The 15608-nt window shown below is 68.0% G+C and carries 17 protein-coding genes and 1 tRNA gene; 8 read left to right on the top strand and 10 right to left on the bottom strand.

All coding sequences use genetic code 11. The annotated features are described in order from the left end of the window. Positions 1-27: 27 nt before the first annotated feature. Positions 28-1158 (bottom strand): tRNA guanosine(34) transglycosylase Tgt, encoded by a 1131-nt coding sequence (tgt, locus tag KK7_RS0105735; protein ID WP_010543683.1) that lies wholly within the window; start codon positions 1156-1158, stop codon positions 28-30. A gap of 49 nt (positions 1159-1207) precedes the next feature. On the opposite strand from tgt, the gene KK7_RS0105730 reads away from it, so the two are divergent. Next, positions 1208-1543, top strand: coding sequence for a cupin domain-containing protein (locus tag KK7_RS0105730; RefSeq protein ID WP_040597841.1), 336 nt, complete (start codon positions 1208-1210; stop codon positions 1541-1543). A 10-nt stretch (positions 1544-1553) separates the two neighbouring features. Then, positions 1554-1715 carry a hypothetical protein gene (locus KK7_RS23145; protein WP_010543681.1) on the top strand — a complete coding sequence of 54 codons (162 nt, stop codon included), beginning with the start codon at positions 1554-1556 and terminating at the stop codon, positions 1713-1715. A gap of 134 nt (positions 1716-1849) precedes the next feature. Here the strand turns inward: KK7_RS23145 and KK7_RS0105725 are convergent, their stop codons facing one another. The 3 genes from KK7_RS0105725 to KK7_RS0105715 form a co-directional block, all read right to left on the bottom strand. After that, on the bottom strand, positions 1850-3103 hold the full coding sequence (locus KK7_RS0105725; RefSeq protein ID WP_010543680.1) for a NupC/NupG family nucleoside CNT transporter: 1254 nt from the start codon (positions 3101-3103) through the stop codon (positions 1850-1852). A 113-nt stretch (positions 3104-3216) separates the two neighbouring features. Continuing rightward, positions 3217-3831, bottom strand: a complete 615-nt coding sequence (gene fixJ / locus KK7_RS0105720; protein WP_010543679.1) for a response regulator FixJ — start codon at positions 3829-3831, stop codon at positions 3217-3219. Then, complete coding sequence (locus tag KK7_RS0105715; RefSeq protein WP_010543678.1) at positions 3828-5309, bottom strand: PAS domain-containing sensor histidine kinase; 1482 nt, start codon at positions 5307-5309, stop codon at positions 3828-3830. The genes fixJ and KK7_RS0105715 overlap by 4 nt, the downstream gene beginning before the upstream one ends. Positions 5310-5638: 329 nt before the next feature. Between KK7_RS0105715 and KK7_RS0105705 the strand changes: the two genes are divergently transcribed. From KK7_RS0105705 to KK7_RS0105685, 5 genes are all read left to right on the top strand, one after another. Further along, positions 5639-6529, top strand: coding sequence for an ROK family protein (locus tag KK7_RS0105705; RefSeq protein ID WP_010543677.1), 891 nt, complete (start codon positions 5639-5641; stop codon positions 6527-6529). Positions 6530-6587: 58 nt separating this feature from the next. Continuing rightward, positions 6588-6664: transfer RNA gene (locus tag KK7_RS0105700), tRNA-Pro, on the top strand. A 104-nt stretch (positions 6665-6768) separates the two neighbouring features. Next, entirely contained in the window at positions 6769-7335 is a 567-nt protein-coding gene (gene hslV, locus KK7_RS0105695; RefSeq protein ID WP_010543676.1) for an ATP-dependent protease subunit HslV, read from the top strand. A gap of 117 nt (positions 7336-7452) precedes the next feature. Continuing rightward, complete coding sequence (gene hslU / locus KK7_RS0105690; RefSeq protein WP_010543675.1) at positions 7453-8745, top strand: ATP-dependent protease ATPase subunit HslU; 1293 nt, start codon at positions 7453-7455, stop codon at positions 8743-8745. Positions 8746-8919: 174 nt separating this feature from the next. Beyond that, positions 8920-11037, top strand: coding sequence for a S9 family peptidase (locus KK7_RS0105685; protein WP_010543674.1), 2118 nt, complete (start codon positions 8920-8922; stop codon positions 11035-11037). 39 nt (positions 11038-11076) lie between these two features. On the opposite strand, the gene KK7_RS0105680 is transcribed toward KK7_RS0105685, so the two are convergent. From KK7_RS0105680 to KK7_RS0105660, 5 genes are all read right to left on the bottom strand, one after another. Continuing rightward, complete coding sequence (locus KK7_RS0105680; RefSeq protein WP_010543673.1) at positions 11077-11478, bottom strand: hypothetical protein; 402 nt, start codon at positions 11476-11478, stop codon at positions 11077-11079. 43 nt (positions 11479-11521) lie between these two features. Beyond that, the gene (gloB, locus tag KK7_RS0105675; RefSeq protein ID WP_010543672.1) at positions 11522-12256 is read right to left on the bottom strand and encodes a hydroxyacylglutathione hydrolase; all 735 of its coding nucleotides are present in this window, start codon (positions 12254-12256) and stop codon (positions 11522-11524) included. Between the two features lie 4 nt (positions 12257-12260). Next, a complete protein-coding gene (locus tag KK7_RS0105670) occupies positions 12261-12695 on the bottom strand; it encodes a VOC family protein (RefSeq protein WP_010543671.1) in 435 nt (144 codons plus the stop codon). Positions 12696-12764: 69 nt separating this feature from the next. After that, entirely contained in the window at positions 12765-13598 is an 834-nt protein-coding gene (locus KK7_RS0105665) for a tetratricopeptide repeat protein (RefSeq protein ID WP_010543670.1), read from the bottom strand. Continuing rightward, the gene (locus KK7_RS0105660) at positions 13574-14299 is read right to left on the bottom strand and encodes an alpha/beta hydrolase (protein WP_010543669.1); all 726 of its coding nucleotides are present in this window, start codon (positions 14297-14299) and stop codon (positions 13574-13576) included. The genes KK7_RS0105665 and KK7_RS0105660 overlap by 25 nt, the downstream gene beginning before the upstream one ends. A gap of 107 nt (positions 14300-14406) precedes the next feature. On the opposite strand from KK7_RS0105660, the gene KK7_RS23580 reads away from it, so the two are divergent. Then, positions 14407-14541: a hypothetical protein gene (locus KK7_RS23580; RefSeq protein ID WP_272941565.1), complete on the top strand. Its 135-nt coding sequence runs from the start codon at positions 14407-14409 to the stop codon at positions 14539-14541. Here the strand turns inward: KK7_RS23580 and KK7_RS0105650 are convergent. Further along, positions 14538-15605 (bottom strand): M48 family metallopeptidase, encoded by a 1068-nt coding sequence (locus KK7_RS0105650; RefSeq protein ID WP_010543668.1) that lies wholly within the window; start codon positions 15603-15605, stop codon positions 14538-14540. The two genes, KK7_RS23580 and KK7_RS0105650, sit on opposite strands and share 4 nt — an antisense overlap. Positions 15606-15608 lie beyond the last annotated feature (3 nt).

Genomic DNA, 15608 nt, shown 5'->3' with positions numbered 1-15608 from the left:
GTGAATGGGGCGGCGCGTGGCGCGGGGTCAGCCTTGCTTCGTCTGATATTTCGCCCGGAAGTCATTCGCGAAGGCCGTGAGCCGCTGTTCCTCGATCGCCGCGCGCAGATCGGCCATCAGCGTCTGGTAGAACCAGAGATTGTGCTCGGTCATCAGCATCGCGCCGAGAATCTCGCCGGCGCGGACGAGGTGGTGGAGATAGGCGCGGCTCCAGGTGCCGCAGACCGGGCAGGGGCATGCCGGATCGAGCGGGCCCTGGTCCTCGGCGAACTTCGCGTTGCGGATGTTGATCGGCCCGGCCCGCGTGAACGCCTGGCCGGTGCGGCCCGAGCGGGTGGGCAGCACGCAATCGAACATGTCGATGCCGCGCTCGACCGCGCCGACGATGTCGTCGGGCTTGCCGACACCCATCAGGTAGCGGGGCTTGGTTGCGTCGAGCTGGCCGGGCGCATAGTCGAGCACGCCGAACATCGCCTCCTGCCCTTCGCCCACCGCGAGGCCGCCCACCGCATAGCCGTCGAAGCCGATATCCTTCAGTGCGTCGGCGCTCGCCTTGCGCAGTCCCTCGTCGAGCGCGCCCTGCTGGATGCCGAACAAAGCGGCGCGGGCGGCATGATCCTCGCCCGAATCGAAGCCGGCGCGGCTGCGCTTCGCCCAGCGCATCGAACGCTCCATTGCCTTGGCCTGCACGTCGCGGGTCGAGGTGGTGGGGACCAGCTCGTCGAACGCCATGACGATGTCGGAACCCAGCAGCCGCTGGATCTCCATCGAGCGTTCGGGGCTCATCATGTGGCGCGAGCCGTCGAGGTGCGAGGCGAAGGCGACGCCCTCCTCGCTGCGCTTGGTGAGTTCGGACAGGCTCATCACCTGATAGCCGCCCGAATCGGTGAGGATCGGGCGATCCCAGCCCATGAACGTGTGCAGGCCGCCCAGCCGCGCGACGCGCTCGGCGGTGGGGCGCAGCATCAGGTGATAGGTGTTGCCGAGCAGGATGTCGGCGCCGGATGCACGCACGTCCTGCGGCTTCACGGCTTTCACGGTGGCGGCGGTGCCGACCGGCATGAAGGCAGGCGTGCGGATCTCGCCGCGCTGCATGGCGATGGTGCCGCGACGCGCCTTGCCGTCGGTGGCGTGGATGGTGAACTGGAAACGGGGCATGCTGCGCTATTGGCGCGTTTGGGGCCGGAATCCAAGGGAGGGTCAGGTGGTGGAGCGGACGGGACAGGCGACGAACCTGCTGGCGGGCTTGCCCGATGCCCGCGACGGCGAGGTCTTCACCGATCTGCTGACGCGCCCCGGCGTGCGGATCGAGCGGATCGTTTCGCACGGGCAGGCGACGCCCGAGGATGCGCCGATGGTGCAGGATTGGGACGAGTGGGTGGTGCTGCTCGAAGGCGCGGCGGGCCTCCGCATCGAGGATTCGGCTGAGCTGCGGTTGGGGCCGGGCGACCATCTGCTGATCCAGGCCGGCCAGAAACATTGGGTGACATGGACCGCCCGCGACCGGCCGAGCGTTTGGCTAGCCGTACATCTGGGCGAATAGGAGCAGGACCATGGCCGACCCCATCAATCCCGGCGACGAAGCCGCTCCCGGCACGCCGGGAACCGGCGAGAACTGGTGCCGCATCTGTGGCGGGTCCGGTCGGATCGAGACGGGGGAGTGCCCGGACTGCGGTGGCACCGGCAAGGTTGTGGAGGGGATCGGCGGGGCCTGAGCGTTGAACCGCTCCTGTGTTCCTAGTGCCCCTGCGAAAGCAGGGGGCCAGGGTCGCGGGCGACTCGCTCTCCTACCCTGGGCTCCTGCTTTCGCAGGAGCACTAGGAAGGCAGTGGCGACCTTCCCTGCCGGTTTACGGCAGCAACAGACCCGCCAGCGCCGCCGACATCAGGTTGGCGAGGCTGCCGGCGATCAGCGCCTTTATCCCCAGTCGTGCGATCACCGGGCGCTGGTTGGGCGCCAGGCTGCCGGTGGTCGCCATCTGGATCGCGATCGAGCTGAAATTGGCGAAGCCGCACAGCGCGAAGGTGATGATCGCCTTGGAACGCGGCGCGAGGTCGGTCGCCTTGCCCAGCTCGATGAAGCCGACGAACTCGTTGAGCACCACCTTGGTGCCGAACAGGCCGCCGGCGGTCAGCGATTCGTGCCACGAGATGCCGAGCAGGTACATCACGGGCGCGAAGATCGTGCCGATGATCGCCTGGAAGCTGAGCCCGGGATAGCCGAACCAGCCGCCGACGATGCCGAGCAGGCCGTTGGCCAGCGCGACCAGCGCCACGAAGGCGAGCACCATCGCGCCCACCGCGACCGCGATCTTCACGCCGGTGGAGGCGCCATTGGCCGCCGCCATGATGATGTTGGCGGCGCGTTCCTCCTGGAAGTCCTCTTCGGCGACGCGGATCACCTCGTCCTCGCCGGACATCGGCGCGTCGATGGCGGCGGGCTCGTCCGGCATGATGATCTTGGCCATCATCAGCCCGCCCGGCGCCGCCATGAACGACGCGGCGAGCAGATAGGGCAGCGAGGCGGGCCCGAGCAGGCTGGCATAGGCGGCGAGGATCGTGCCCGCGACGCCGGCCATGCCCACGCTCATCACCGCGAACACCTGCGAGGGGGTGAGTCGGGCGAGATAGGGGCGGATCACCAGCGGCGCCTCGCTCTGGCCGACGAAGATGTTCGCCGCCGCGCAGAGCGATTCGACCTTGCTGACGCCGGTCACCTTCTCGATCGCGCCGCCGATCCAGCGGACGACCAGCTGCATGATGCCGACATGGTAGAGGATCGAGACGAGGGCGGCGAAGAAGATGATTACCGGCAGCGCGGCGATGGCGAGGCTCTGCCCGCCCAACTCGGGCTTGGCGAGGTTGCCGAACAGCAGCTGGGTGCCCGCGCTGGCATAGCCGAGCAGCGCCGAGACGCCATTGGCCATGCTGTGCAGCGCCACCTGGCCCCAGGCGGTGCGCAGGACGATGATCGCCATGCCGGCCTGCAGCAGGAAGGCGGGGACGACGATGCGCAGGCGGATCGCCCGGCGATTGCTGGAAAGCAGGAAGGCGATGCCCAAAATCGCCAGCACCCCGAAAATGCCGATCGGGAAATGAGTCATTCTGAAGTCGTAGGTCCCCATCGCCGGCGGAATGCCTGCCAGCAAACCCGCCGACCATACACGGGATGGCGCATCTTGCCAGCCGCTTGCGTATGCCGCAGCGGGACAGGGGGTCAGCCGTCGAGCCCGGCCGCGAAGGCGAGGCGCAGCGCCTCGGACAGACTGCGCGCCTCCAGCTTGGCCATGGCGTTGGCGCGGTGGACCTCGACCGTGCGCGGCGAAATGCCGAGATCATAGGCAATCGTCTTGTTCGGATGCCCGCGCACCAGCCCACGCAGCACGTCCTGCTCGCGCGGGGACAGCGAGGCGATGCGCCGCGTCGCCTCGGCCTGGGTGGCGACCGCCACCTCGCCTTCCTCCATCCGCTCGAACCCGCGCTCCAGCGCCTCCATCAGCGCGTCGCGGTCGAACGGCTTTTCGAGGAAGTCGATCGCACCGCCCTTCATCGCCGCCACCGCGGTGCCGACATCGCCGTGCCCGGTCAGCACGATCACCGGCAGCTTCACGCCGCGCTTGGCCAACTCGGCCTGCACCTCGATCCCGTCCATCTCCGGCATGCGCACGTCGAGCAGGATGCAGCCGGGTCTGGCGCCCTGCACCTTGTCAAGGAACGCCACGCCCGACGGATAGGTATCCACGTCATAGCCCGCGGTGCGGAGCATGAAGCTGGTCGAGCGGCGCACCGACTCCTCGTCGTCGACCAGATGAATGCGCTTGCGATCGCTCATGCGGGTTCCTCGTTTGCGGACATGAGGGTGAAATTGAAGATGGTGCCGCCCTCCTCGCGCGGCTCGGCCCAGATGCGGCCGCCATGCGCCTCGACGATGGTGCGGCAGATGGAGAGGCCCAGGCCCATGCCTGCCTCCTTGGTGGTGGCGAAGGCCTGGAACAGCCGTGGGGCCTGTTCGGGGGCGATGCCGGGGCCGGTATCCGCCACCCACAGCCGTACCAGGTTGCGCGGCGCCAGCTCCGATCCGATGGTGATCTCTCGCACCGGGCTCGCCGCCATCGCCTCGATCGCGTTACGGATCAGGTTGACCAGCACCTGCTGGATCTGCACCCGGTCGCACAGCACCGCGGTGGCGTGCGGATCGAGCGCGTAGAAGGCGCGGACGCCCAGTTCGCGCGATCCGGTGAGCGCCAGGCGGCTGGCCTCGTCGATCAGCCGCGGCAGGTCGACCAGCCCCATGTCCGCCTCGCCCCGCGCGACGAACTGGCGGAGCCGGCGCACGATGTTGCCCGCCCGCAGTGCCTCCTTCACCGATTCCTCCATCGCCTCCTGGATCATCGCCTGATCCTCGGGGTCCTGGTTGTCGCGCGCCATCAGGTTGCGGCCGGCTTCCAGATAATTGGTGATGGCGGTGAGCGGCTGATTCAGTTCGTGTGCCAGCGTGGAGGCCATCGTGCCCATCGCCGAAAGGCGCGAGACATGGATCAGCTCCGACTGCAGCTCCTTCAACCGCAGCTCGGCGCGCTGCTCGTCGGTCAGGTCGCGGATGAAGCCGGTGAAGATGCGGTTGCCCTCGCTGCTCGCCTCGCCGACCTGCAGCTCCATCGGGAAGTCGGTGCCGTCGCGCCGCTGGCCGACGACGATGCGGCCGATGCCGATCACCCGGCGCTCGCCGGTGGTCATGTAGCGGGCGAGATAGCTGTCGTGCAGCTGCGCATCCGGCGCGGGCATCAGCATGCTGACGTTGCGCCCGATCACGTCCGCCTCGGTCCAGCCGAACAGCCGCTCGGCCGCCGCGCTGAACGAGAGGATGATGCCCTGGTCGTCGATCACTACCATCGCAGAGGGCACGGTGGCGAGGATCGAGCGCAGGTGCAGCGCGCTGCCGGCCAGGGCGGTCTGCGAGGCCTTGTGATCGGTGATGTCGCGGAACACCTCGGCATAGCCGCGCAAGGATCCGTCCGGATCGCGGAGGGCGGTGAGCTGTACCTCGGCCAGATACTCGCTGGCGTCGCGGCGCACCCGCCAGCCCTCCTCGATCAGCCGGCCCTCGCTGCGGGCGCGGGCAAGGTCGCGCGCCGGCTTTCCGGCGGCGGCTTCGCCAGGCGGGTAGTGGAGCGAAAGGCCGGCGCCGGCCAGATCTTCGGGTTGCCAGCCGTCTAGCAGTTCGACGCCGCGGCTCCAGCTTGCGATTTGCCCCTCGGCATCGAGCAGGATCACGCCCCGATCGGTCGCCGCCTCGAACAGGAGCGCCATTGCCGCAGGGTCATGGCTCGGCCTTTGTGTCATAAACTCCGGTGTTTGTACCTCGTAGCTTGCATGATCGTACGCAACCTGCCGCCGAAACGCCAGAATTTGATCGGGGTCAAAGTAAAGACCTGACAAATGCGTGAACGTTCCGCTCTTCCAGATGGAGGCGGATATGCTCGACGTTATTGGTGGCAATTATCTCTATATGGTTCTGGCGGCGATGGGCGTGTTCACGGCGGCGCTCGCCTTTGTAAGCCTTAGCGACTATATGCATCCGCGCGATCTTTGAGCTGCACGGGCTTCCCCCGCGCGGCGCGGCGCGCTAGCGGATCTGCATGACTGCAAACCTTTCGATTGCCGGCCTGGAGCTGGGCGGAACCAAATGTGTGGCAACCCTGGGCAGCGGGCCGGGCGACGTGCGCGAACAGCATGTCGTGCCGACGACCGACCCGGCGACGACGCTGGCGGCGATCGAATCGGTGCTCGACGGCTGGCAGTTCGACGCGATCGGCATCGCCAGCTTCGGGCCCATCGAACTGAATCCCGCGCGGCCCGATTTCGGTTCGATCGTGGCGACCACCAAGCCGGGGTGGAACGACACCGATCTCACCAAGCGACTGGCGGCGCGCTACGGGAAGCCGCTGGCGATCCAGACCGACGTCAACGGCGCGGCGCTCGCCGAAGCGCGCTGGGGCGCCTCGGCCGGGCTTTCCACCCATGCCTATATCACCATCGGCACCGGCGTGGGCGTGGGGCTGGTGGCCAATGGCCGGCCGATCATGGGTTATGCGCATGGCGAGGCGGGGCACATGCGCTCGGCCCGCGCGCCCGGTGACACGTTCAAGGGCTGGTGCCCCTATCATGGCGACTGCGCCGAGGGGCTACTATCGGGCCCGGCGCTGGCGGCGCGATTCGGCCGTCCGGGGCAGGAGGTGGCCGACGACGCGCCCGAATGGGAGTATTTCGCGCATGATCTGGCGGCACTGCTCCACAATCTGATCGTGTCGCTCGCGCCCGAACGCATCGCGATCGGCGGCGGCGTGATGACCAAGCGGCCGCAACTGTTCGGCGCTGTGCGCGAAAAGGTCGCGGCGATGATCAACGGCTATGGCGCGCTGGCCGGCTATTGCGCCGAGCTCGACACCCGCATCGGCCCGCCGGGGCTGGGCGACATGGCGGGGCCGCTGGGCGCGATCGCGATGGGGCTGGAAGCGCTCGATCGGTGATTCGGGCGTTTGGGGGTTGCGTCCTGCGCCCAAGCGGCATACAGGGCGCACCCTCGGTCGGGGCGTAGCGCAGCCTGGTAGCGCATCACACTGGGGGTGTGGGGGTCGCAGGTTCGAATCCTGTCGCCCCGACCAAGCCACACCCAAGCATTCCTTCACATCGTCGGATCGTTGCGCGGACGCGGCTTTAGGGGAACTCCCCCTTTGCACGCCCGCACCCGCCACCCATATGCGCGTCCATGAGTGACAAGAACACCGTGTGGCACGGCACGACGATCCTCTCCGTGCGCAAATCCGGCAAGGTAGTCATCGCAGGGGACGGCCAGGTTTCGGCCGGCAACACCGTGATGAAGCCCAACGCCCGCAAGGTGCGCCCGCTGGGGGACGGCAAGGTGATCGCGGGCTTCGCCGGCGCCACCGCCGATGCCTTCACCCTGTTCGAGCGGCTGGAGGCCAAGCTGGAGCGCCACCACGGCCAGCTGCTGCGCGCGGCGGTGGAGCTCGCCAAGGACTGGCGCACCGACAAATATCTCCGCAACCTGGAGGCGATGCTGCTCGTCGCCGATCGCGACGTGACGCTGGTGATCACCGGCAATGGCGACGTTCTCGAGCCCGAGGCGCACGAGCATGGCACCGTCGCGGCGATCGGATCGGGCGGGAACTTCGCGCTCTCTGCGGCGCGCGCGCTGATCGAGTACGAACCCGATGCCGAAGTGGTCGCGCGCAAGGCGATGGGAATCGCCGGCGAGCTGTGTGTGTACACCAACGACCGGCTGACCGTGGAGACGCTGGACGCGGCCAACTGAGTTCCCCTTCCGCTTGCGGGAGGGGCTAGGGGAGGGGATGCTCTCCCACCGTCCTGCCCGCCGCGGTCATCCCCTCCCCCGACCCCTCCCGCAAGCGGGAGGGGGGAAGAAGAAGACATGAACCAGAACCTCACCCCCAAGACGATCGTCGCCGCGCTCGACGCGCACATCATCGGCCAGAAGGACGCCAAGAAGGCCGTCGCGGTAGCACTTCGCAACCGCTGGCGCCGGCAGCAGCTCTCGGCCGACCTCCGCGACGAGGTGACGCCGAAGAACATCCTCATGATCGGGCCCACCGGCTGCGGCAAGACCGAGATCAGCCGCCGCCTCGCCAAGCTGGCCGATGCGCCCTTCGTGAAGGTGGAAGCGACCAAGTTCACCGAGGTCGGCTATGTCGGCCGCGACGTCGAGCAGATCGCCCGCGACCTGGTCGAGGAAGCGATTCGGCTGGAGAAGGAGCGCCGCCGCTCGGCGGTGAAGGACAAGGCCGAGGAAGCGGCGATGGGCCGGCTGCTCGACGCGCTGACCGGCAAGGATTCGAGCACCGCGACGCGCGAGGCGTTCAAGCAGCGCTTCAACGAGGGGCTGCTCGACGCCACCGAGATCGAGATCGAGGTGGAGCAGGCGCCGCAGATGCCGTTCGACATCCCCGGCGGCGCGCCGCAGATGATCAACCTGTCGGAGATGATGAAGGGCCTGACCGGCACCCCGCTCAAGCGCCGCAAGCTGAACGTGCGCTCGGCCTGGGAGAAGCTCGTCGAGGAAGAAGCCGACAAGCGCCTCGACCAGGACGAGGTGAGCCGGGTGGCGCTTGCGGACGCCGAGGCGAACGGGATCGTCTTTCTCGACGAGATCGACAAGATCGCCGTGTCCGACGTGCGCGGCGGTTCGGTGAGCCGCGAAGGCGTGCAGCGCGACCTGCTGCCGCTGATCGAGGGCACCACGGTGGCCACCAAGTACGGCCCGATGAAGACGGACCATATCCTGTTCATCGCCTCCGGCGCGTTCCATGTGGCGAAGCCCAGCGACCTGCTGCCCGAGCTGCAGGGCCGCCTGCCGATCCGGGTGGAGCTGAAGGCGCTGACCGAGGAGGATTTCGTCGCGATCCTTTCGGACACCAAGGCGAGCCTGGTGCGGCAATATGCCGCGCTGCTCGGCACCGAGGGCGTCTCGATCGACTTCACCGAGGACGGCATTCGCGCGGTGGCGAAGATCGCTGCCGAGGTGAATGCCGAGGTCGAGAATATCGGTGCACGGCGGCTCCAGACGGTGATGGAGAAGCTGCTCGAGGAAGTCAGCTTCGAGGCCGAGGACCGCTCGGGCAGCGCCGTGGTGATCGACGCGGCCTATGTCGACCAGCAGCTGGCCAGCGTGGCGCGGAACACGGATCTCAGCCGCTACGTGCTGTGATCTAGGTCTAAGCCCCTCTCATCCAGGGGAGGGGTTGGGGTGGGGTAGGGTCTCACCGAGACCAACCAGCGTTCTGGAATCCCTCCACCCCGACCCCTCCTCCAAGGAGGAGGGGCTTGAAGTGCCCCGGCGTTCTGGCAGGTTCCCCGCATCGACTAGATCCCGGGGGACTCCATGAAAAAGCTCGTTCTCGCCACGCTGCTGGCCGGTGCCGCTGCAGCGCCGCTGCTCGCCCAGACCAGTGCCCCCACGCCGCCGGTCGCTGCAAAGAAGCCCTACACCGTCAAGGCGCCCTTCGGCGCGACGCGCGAGGACCCCTATTACTGGCTCCGCGACGATACGCGGAAGAATCCCGAGATGCTGGCCTATCTCGCCGCCGAGAACGCCTATGCAGATGCGGTGCTGGCGCCGACGAAAGCGATGGCGGACACGCTCTATCGCGAGACGATCGGCCACATCAAACAGGACGACGCGAGCGTCCCCTATGCCAAGCATGGCTATTTCTACTACACCCGCTTCGATACCGGCGCCGACTATGCGGTGATCGCGCGCCGCAAGGGCAGCATGGCCGCGCCCGAGCAGGTGCTGTTCGACCAGCCCGCCATGGCCAAGGGCAAGAGCTTCTTCCAGATCGGCAGCTGGCGGGTAAGCCCCGACAACACCCGCATCGCCTGGGCCGAGGACCTGGTCGGACGGCGGCAGTACGTGCTGAAGGTGAAGGATATCGCCACCGGCACGCTGCTCGCCGACACGGTTGGCAATATCGAGCCTGGGCTCGTCTGGTCGGCGGACGGCAAGACGATCTTCTATGTCGAGAAGGACCCGGTCACGCTGCTCGGCACCCGGGTGAAGGCGCATGTGCTCGGCACGCCCGCCTCGGCCGACCGGCTGATCTACACCGAGAAGGACGACACCTTCTACATGAGCATCGGCGCGACTACCGACGAGCGCTATATCTGCATCAACCTCCATTCGACGGTGAGCGACGAGCAGCGCTGCGCGTCCGCCGCCAACCCGGTGGCGTTCAAGCCCGTCGCGCCGCGCGAGCGGGACTTCCTGTACACGGCCGATCATCTCGGCGGGCGCTGGATCGTCCGCACCAACTGGCAGGCGCCCAATTACCGCATCATGACGGTGCCCGACGCGAAGGCTGCGGCTGGCCGCGCGGGCTGGACCGATCTGGTTCCGACCAGCGACAGCGTGTTCATCGAAGGCTTCCAGCCCTTCGACCGCTTTCTTGCGATCGAGGAGCGCTCGGGGGGCAACAAGCGGCTGCGGCTCCGCACCCCGACCGGCAAGAGCAGCTTCGTCAGCGCCGACGAGCCCGCCTATGTGATGAACCTCGACGTCAACGAGGATCCGGCCAGCCCGGTGCTGCGCTACACCTATGGCTCGCTGGTGACGCCGACCACCACCTATGAGGTCGACGCCGCGACCGGCAAGCGCACCGTGCTGAAGGTGCAGCCGGTGCCCGGCTACGACCCGTCCAAATACGTTACCGAACGCGTCTGGGCGACGGCGCGCGACGGGACCAAGGTGCCGGTGAGCCTCGTCTATGCCAAGGGCTTCAAGAAGGACGGCACCGCCGCGCTCTACCAGTACGCCTATGGCAGCTACGGCTATTCGACCGATCCCAGCTTCCGCCCGACGCTGCCGAGCCTGCTCGATCGCGGCATGGTCTATGCCATCGCGCATATCCGCGGCGGGCAGGAGATGGGTCGGAAATGGTATGACGACGGCAAGATCTTCCACAAGAAGAACAGCTTCACCGACTTTATCGACGTGACCCGCTTCCTGGTGGCGCAGGGCTATGCCGCCAAGGGCCGGGTGGCGGCGGAAGGCGGCAGCGCGGGCGGGCTGCTGATGGGCGCGGTCGCGAACATGGCGCCGCAGGATTACCGGGTGATCGTCGCGCAGGTGCCGTTCGTCGACGTGGTGACGACGATGCTCGACACCTCGATCCCGCTGACCACCGGCGAGTTCGACGAATGGGGCAACCCCGCCGAGCAGCGCTATTACGACTATATGCTCAGCTACTCGCCCTACGATAACGTGGCGGCGCAGGCCTATCCGGCGATGTATGTCGGCACCGGGCTGTGGGACAGCCAGGTGCAATATTACGAGCCGACCAAATGGGTGGCGAAGCTGCGCGCGACCAAGACCGACCGGAACCCGCTGGTGTTCCGCGTCAACATGGAAGCGGGCCATGGCGGCAAGTCCGGCCGGTTCGAACGCTATCACCAGAATGCGGAATATCTCGCCTTCGCGCTCGACCAGCTGAACGTGCAGTGACGCCCGATCCTCCCCCTGCGGGGGAGGGTTACGCAAGGTTCAGCCCTTCGGCCGGGTGTAGGGCGTGAACTTGCCGAGGCGGCAATAGCCGCTGGGGATGCTCGTTCCCGGCGTCAGCACGCGGAACTGATCGTTCCGGCAAAGCTGGCTGCCGCGCATCTCGACGATCACCGTGGTCAGCGGCGCAAGCGACGGGCATTCGGAGACGAGATCGTTGCGATACAGCCGCGCGCCCTGCCGATAGATCAGCGTGCGGGTGTCGATGATTTGCGGGCCGTCGGTGAGGCCGGGGTTGATGCAATCCTGCAGCTTCCCGGGCACCCGGTCGCCCAGCGTGCTGGCAAGCTCCCGCCGCGCCTGCGCGTCGCGGGCGGCCTGATAGTCGGCATTCTGGGCGCAGCCGGCAAGGGCCAGGGCGCCCAGCGTGATGACGATACGCATCCTCTTTCTCCTCCAGCCTTTGCGGCCGTTCAGGATCTACGACTCAGCCGACGAAACTATCCTTCGCGGCGCGTCGCTTGGCCAGAATGACCGCATCCGCTGCCCGCAGGAAGGGGTTGGTGGCGCGTTCGTCCGCGATCGTCGTCGGCACCGTCGCCTCGCCCGCGGCACGGAGGCGCTCGACCTCGGCCAGGCGGACGGCGATGGCGGCGTTGTCCGGTTCGGCCACCACGGCATAGCGCGCGTTGCTGAGGGTATATTCGTGTGCGCAATAGACCCGCGTTTCGCCCGGCAGCGCGTCCAGGCGGCGCATCGCGGCGAACATGTCGTCGGCGGTGCCCTCGAACAGCCGCCCGCAGCCCATCGCGAACAGCGTGTCGCCGACGAATATCACCGCATCCTCGGCCAGATGATAGGCGATATGCCCGGCGGTGTGGGCGGGTACCGCGATCACCGCCGCCTGGTGCGCACCGATCGCGACGACATCCCCGTCCGCCACCAGACGATCTGCCGTCGGAATCTTCGCCGCCTCGGCGGCGGGGGCAATCACGGTGCAGCCGGTTGCCGTCTTGAGCGCCGCGTTGCCGCCGGTGTGATCGGGGTGCCAATGGGTGTTCCAGATCGCCGTCAGCGTCCAGCCGCGCTCGTCGAGCGCCGCCAGCACCGGCTCCGACGCGCCGGGATCGACCACGATCGTCTCCGCCGACACGGGATCATGGACGAGCCACAGGTAATTGTCGGTGAAGGCGGGCAGGCGGACGATCTGGAGCGCGGTCATCGCCTTACCATTCGCCGGTGTTCGGCATCGATGCCCAGGGCTCCTGCGGCGGCAGGCTGCCCTTCTGGAGCAGTTCGATCGAGATCGCATCGGGTGTGCGAACGAACGCCATGTGGCCGTCGCGGGGCGGGCGGTTGATCGTCACGCCGGCATCCTGGAGCCGCTGGCACGTCTCGTAGATGTCGTCGACCTGGAAGGCGAGATGGCCGAAATTGCGGCCGCCGCTATAGGTTTCGGGATCCCAATTGTGGGTCAGCTCCACCTCCGCCCGGCCGCGGCCGGTTTCGGGGTCGATGTCTTCCTCGGACGCGAGGTAGATCAGCGTGAAGCGGCCCTTCTCGCTGGTGATCCGGTGGGTCTCCTTCAGGCCCAGCAGCTCGAAAAAGGCGATGCTCGCGTCCGGATCGGTGACGCGGATCATGGTGTGGAGAAACTTCATGGGGGTGGCACGCTCCCTGGGTTGGCCTTGGCGGCAAGATAGGTGCGGCAGATGCCGCCCGCCACCCGGCTATTTGGCGGGAGGCGGATCGAACTGGGCGAGCGCCGCGCGCGCAGCCGTCGCCTGCGGACTGGTCGGGGCGGCGGTAACCACCTTGTTCCACGCCGTTTTCGCGGCAGCCTCGTCGCCGCTCGCCGCAGCGATGTTGCCAGCTTCCAGCTGCACCGCGGCGTCGTCGCCTGCGCGATTCACGGCCTCGGCGATGTCCTTCTGCGCGCGCGGCAGATCGGACATGCGGCGGGCGAGGGTGGCGGAAAGCAGCCAGGCAAGCGGATCGTCCCCCGCCTTGGCCAGGGCGATGTCGATATCGGCGCGTGCGCCTGCATTCTCCCCCGAGGCGACGGCCGCCCGGGCGCGGTCGAGATAGGCCTCGCCCAAGCCCAGCCCCTTGAGCGCGCCGGTAGCCAGCGCGGCATTGAAGCTGGCCCGCGCCTTGGGTGGCTTGCCGGCCGCCAGCCAGGCGTTGCCCGCCTGGGTCCAGTAGGTGGCGGCGCGGGTGCCGTCCTTGGCGCTCTCTGCCTCGCCTGCCGCTTCCTCGAAGGCGGCGGCCGCCGATTCCCATCGGCTCTGGTTGGCATAGGCAACGGCCAGGCATTGGCGGGCGAACATGCCGCCCTGCTCGGTGCGCCATTTCACCGCCTCGCTGATCGCGGCGGTGGGGTCCCCGGTCGCGAGGTCCATGCATTTGGTGAAGCGCGGCGGTTCGCCCGCAGGCGCAGGCGCAGGGGCTGCGGCCTTGGCCGCGGCGGCACGGGCGCGCTCGGCATCGCGAAGCACGGGGCCGGACTTGGGGGCGGTGGCGGTCGTCTGCTGGGCGATCAGCAGGAGGAGGGGGAGCAGCATTCGGTCAGGACGTCCTCAACAGCACGGAGCAGCAGGCGCATATCGCCGTCGCGTGACAGGCGGTGATTTCCGTCCTTGACGATCCATGTCTGGACCTTCTCTGAACGGAGGTTGGCGGCGATGCGCAGCGCCAGTTCCCACGGCACCTCCTCGTCGCACTGGCCCTGGAGCAGGCGGACCGGGCCGTCGAAGGCGAGGGGCGCGTCGAGCACGCGATTCGCCTCGCCCGAGTCCCAGAAGGCGCGGGTGGTGACCATCGGCTCGTCCGAATAGGCGCTGGGCTGCTCCAGCCGGCCCTGTTCGGCGAGGACGCGCTTCTCCTCCGCGGTGAAGCCCCAGTCGGTGAAGTCGGGCGCGGCGGCGATGCCGACCAAGCCTACCACCCGCTCGGGCCGCGCCCTGGCCACCAGCAGCATCAGCCAGCCGCCCATCGAGGACCCGACCAGCACCACCGGCCCTTCGACCAGCGTGTCGATCATCGCGAGCGCGTCGTCGCGCCAGCTGGCCAGCGTCTGGTCCTCGAAGGCGCCGGGGCTTTCGCCGCAGCCATGATAATCGAAGCGGAGGAACGCCTGGCCGCGCTCGCGGGCCCAAGCCTCGAGCGCCAGCACCTTCGATCCCTGCATGTCGGAGCGATACCCGGGCAGGAAGACGATGGTCGGCTGGGCGCCGGGGCTGTGGTGATGGGCCAGGCTGGTCATGGCCCAGCGTGTAGCGGCTCCACCCGCATATCGCCAGCGACGGAACCGATCACTGCGATCGGGATTGATCGCAGGACAATCTCGACGAACAGGAGCAGGGTGCGCGCATGAGTACGGTAGAAAAAGCCATCGCCCTGCCGGTCCGCCGGTTCGTCCCCGGCACACAGCTCGCCTTCGGCGCCGCCATTGCCGTCTCCGGCCTGTCGGTGCTGGCGGGCAGGTTGCTGGCGCTGCTCGCCTAGAAGTTGATGCCCGTCGGAGCGGGCGGGCCGTCTGCGCACATCTTGCGCAGCGCCTGCCACTGCGACGGGGTCAGCGACGGCGTGTAGGCCGCCCCCTTCACCGCGCTCGCGGCGAAACGCTGCTCGCGGGCCGACGAGAGCGGGTGCGAGGACAGGTAGTTGAGCAGCAGCCCGGCATTGCCCGACTGCTCGTCCTGCTTGGCAAGGCGCGCGAACAGCGCGGCGGTGGGGCGGGGCGAGACGTTGGCCGCCTGCAGGTGGCCGATCGCATAGCCGTCCGCCCCGGCTTCCGTCTTGCGCGAATAGCGCGCGTTGAGCAGCGCGTTGCCATAGCCGCTGATGTTGCTGTCGAACCCGCCGAGCAGCAGGCTGAGGCCATATTGGCGGACCAGTGATTCCATCCCGTCGCGATGCGCGACATGGCCGAGTTCATGGGCGAGCACGCCCGCTACTTCGTCCGGCGACTGGGCGTTCTGGATCAATCCGTCGAACAGCACCACCTGCCCGCCCGGAAAGGCGACCGCGTTGACCATCTGCGCGTTGACGACCCGGATCGTGATGCCGTCCCCCTGACGCAGGCGCGCGGCGAGCGCCTTCAGCGCCGCCTCGCCCTCCGGCGTGGTACAGGCATAGGCGCCCATGTTGCCGACCATCAGCCGGCCCATGCGCTGTTCCATGGATTGCGGGATCAGCCGGGCGATCAACGGCGGCAGCTTGAGCGTGACCGCCACCACCAGCGCGGCGAGGACCGCCAGCACGCCGACCGAGCGCCACAGGCCGAACCGATCGATCCAGCGGCCGTAGCGGCCCTGCTTGGGCAGCTGCACCGCGATCTCGGAGGGCGGAAACTCGAGGAAGGTGATCCGCCAGCCCGGCCGCCCCTTCAGGCCGAAGGCCCGCTCGTGGTGCGACGTGCCGTGCGGCTTCAGATCGGTGAAGGCATACGGTCCCGGATCGGCGCCGTCGCCTTCGAGGACGAAGTGCCGCTGGTCGGCGGTAAGGGCGATGATCGGCATGCGCCGCTCGCCGCTGCGGCCATCATAATGCCAGACGCGCGTTTCCACCGT

The organism is Sphingomonas elodea ATCC 31461 (genome assembly GCF_000226955.1).
In the GTDB taxonomy this organism is placed as follows: domain Bacteria; phylum Pseudomonadota; class Alphaproteobacteria; order Sphingomonadales; family Sphingomonadaceae; genus Sphingomonas; species Sphingomonas elodea.
Note: the sequence above shows the minus strand (reverse complement) of the source record. Positions and strands in the feature narration are given on the sequence as shown.

Excerpts from the sequence above, each read along its gene's own strand:
- tgt (WP_010543683.1), bottom strand. The coding sequence starts at position 1,158 with ATGCCCCGTTTCCAGTTCACCATCCACGCCACCGACGGCAAGGCGCGT.
- KK7_RS23145 (WP_010543681.1), top strand. The coding sequence starts at position 1,554 with ATGGCCGACCCCATCAATCCCGGCGACGAAGCCGCTCCCGGCACGCCG.
- KK7_RS0105725 (WP_010543680.1), bottom strand. The coding sequence starts at position 3,103 with ATGACTCATTTCCCGATCGGCATTTTCGGGGTGCTGGCGATTTTGGGC.
- fixJ (WP_010543679.1), bottom strand. The coding sequence starts at position 3,831 with ATGAGCGATCGCAAGCGCATTCATCTGGTCGACGACGAGGAGTCGGTG.
- KK7_RS0105715 (WP_010543678.1), bottom strand. The coding sequence starts at position 5,309 with ATGGCGCTCCTGTTCGAGGCGGCGACCGATCGGGGCGTGATCCTGCTC.
- KK7_RS0105705 (WP_010543677.1), top strand. The coding sequence starts at position 5,639 with ATGACTGCAAACCTTTCGATTGCCGGCCTGGAGCTGGGCGGAACCAAA.
- hslV (WP_010543676.1), top strand. The coding sequence starts at position 6,769 with ATGAGTGACAAGAACACCGTGTGGCACGGCACGACGATCCTCTCCGTG.
- hslU (WP_010543675.1), top strand. The coding sequence starts at position 7,453 with ATGAACCAGAACCTCACCCCCAAGACGATCGTCGCCGCGCTCGACGCG.
- KK7_RS0105685 (WP_010543674.1), top strand. The coding sequence starts at position 8,920 with ATGAAAAAGCTCGTTCTCGCCACGCTGCTGGCCGGTGCCGCTGCAGCG.
- KK7_RS0105680 (WP_010543673.1), bottom strand. The coding sequence starts at position 11,478 with ATGCGTATCGTCATCACGCTGGGCGCCCTGGCCCTTGCCGGCTGCGCC.
- gloB (WP_010543672.1), bottom strand. The coding sequence starts at position 12,256 with ATGACCGCGCTCCAGATCGTCCGCCTGCCCGCCTTCACCGACAATTAC.
- KK7_RS0105670 (WP_010543671.1), bottom strand. The coding sequence starts at position 12,695 with ATGAAGTTTCTCCACACCATGATCCGCGTCACCGATCCGGACGCGAGC.
- KK7_RS0105665 (WP_010543670.1), bottom strand. The coding sequence starts at position 13,598 with ATGCTGCTCCCCCTCCTCCTGCTGATCGCCCAGCAGACGACCGCCACC.
- KK7_RS0105660 (WP_010543669.1), bottom strand. The coding sequence starts at position 14,299 with ATGACCAGCCTGGCCCATCACCACAGCCCCGGCGCCCAGCCGACCATC.
- KK7_RS23580 (WP_272941565.1), top strand. The coding sequence starts at position 14,407 with ATGAGTACGGTAGAAAAAGCCATCGCCCTGCCGGTCCGCCGGTTCGTC.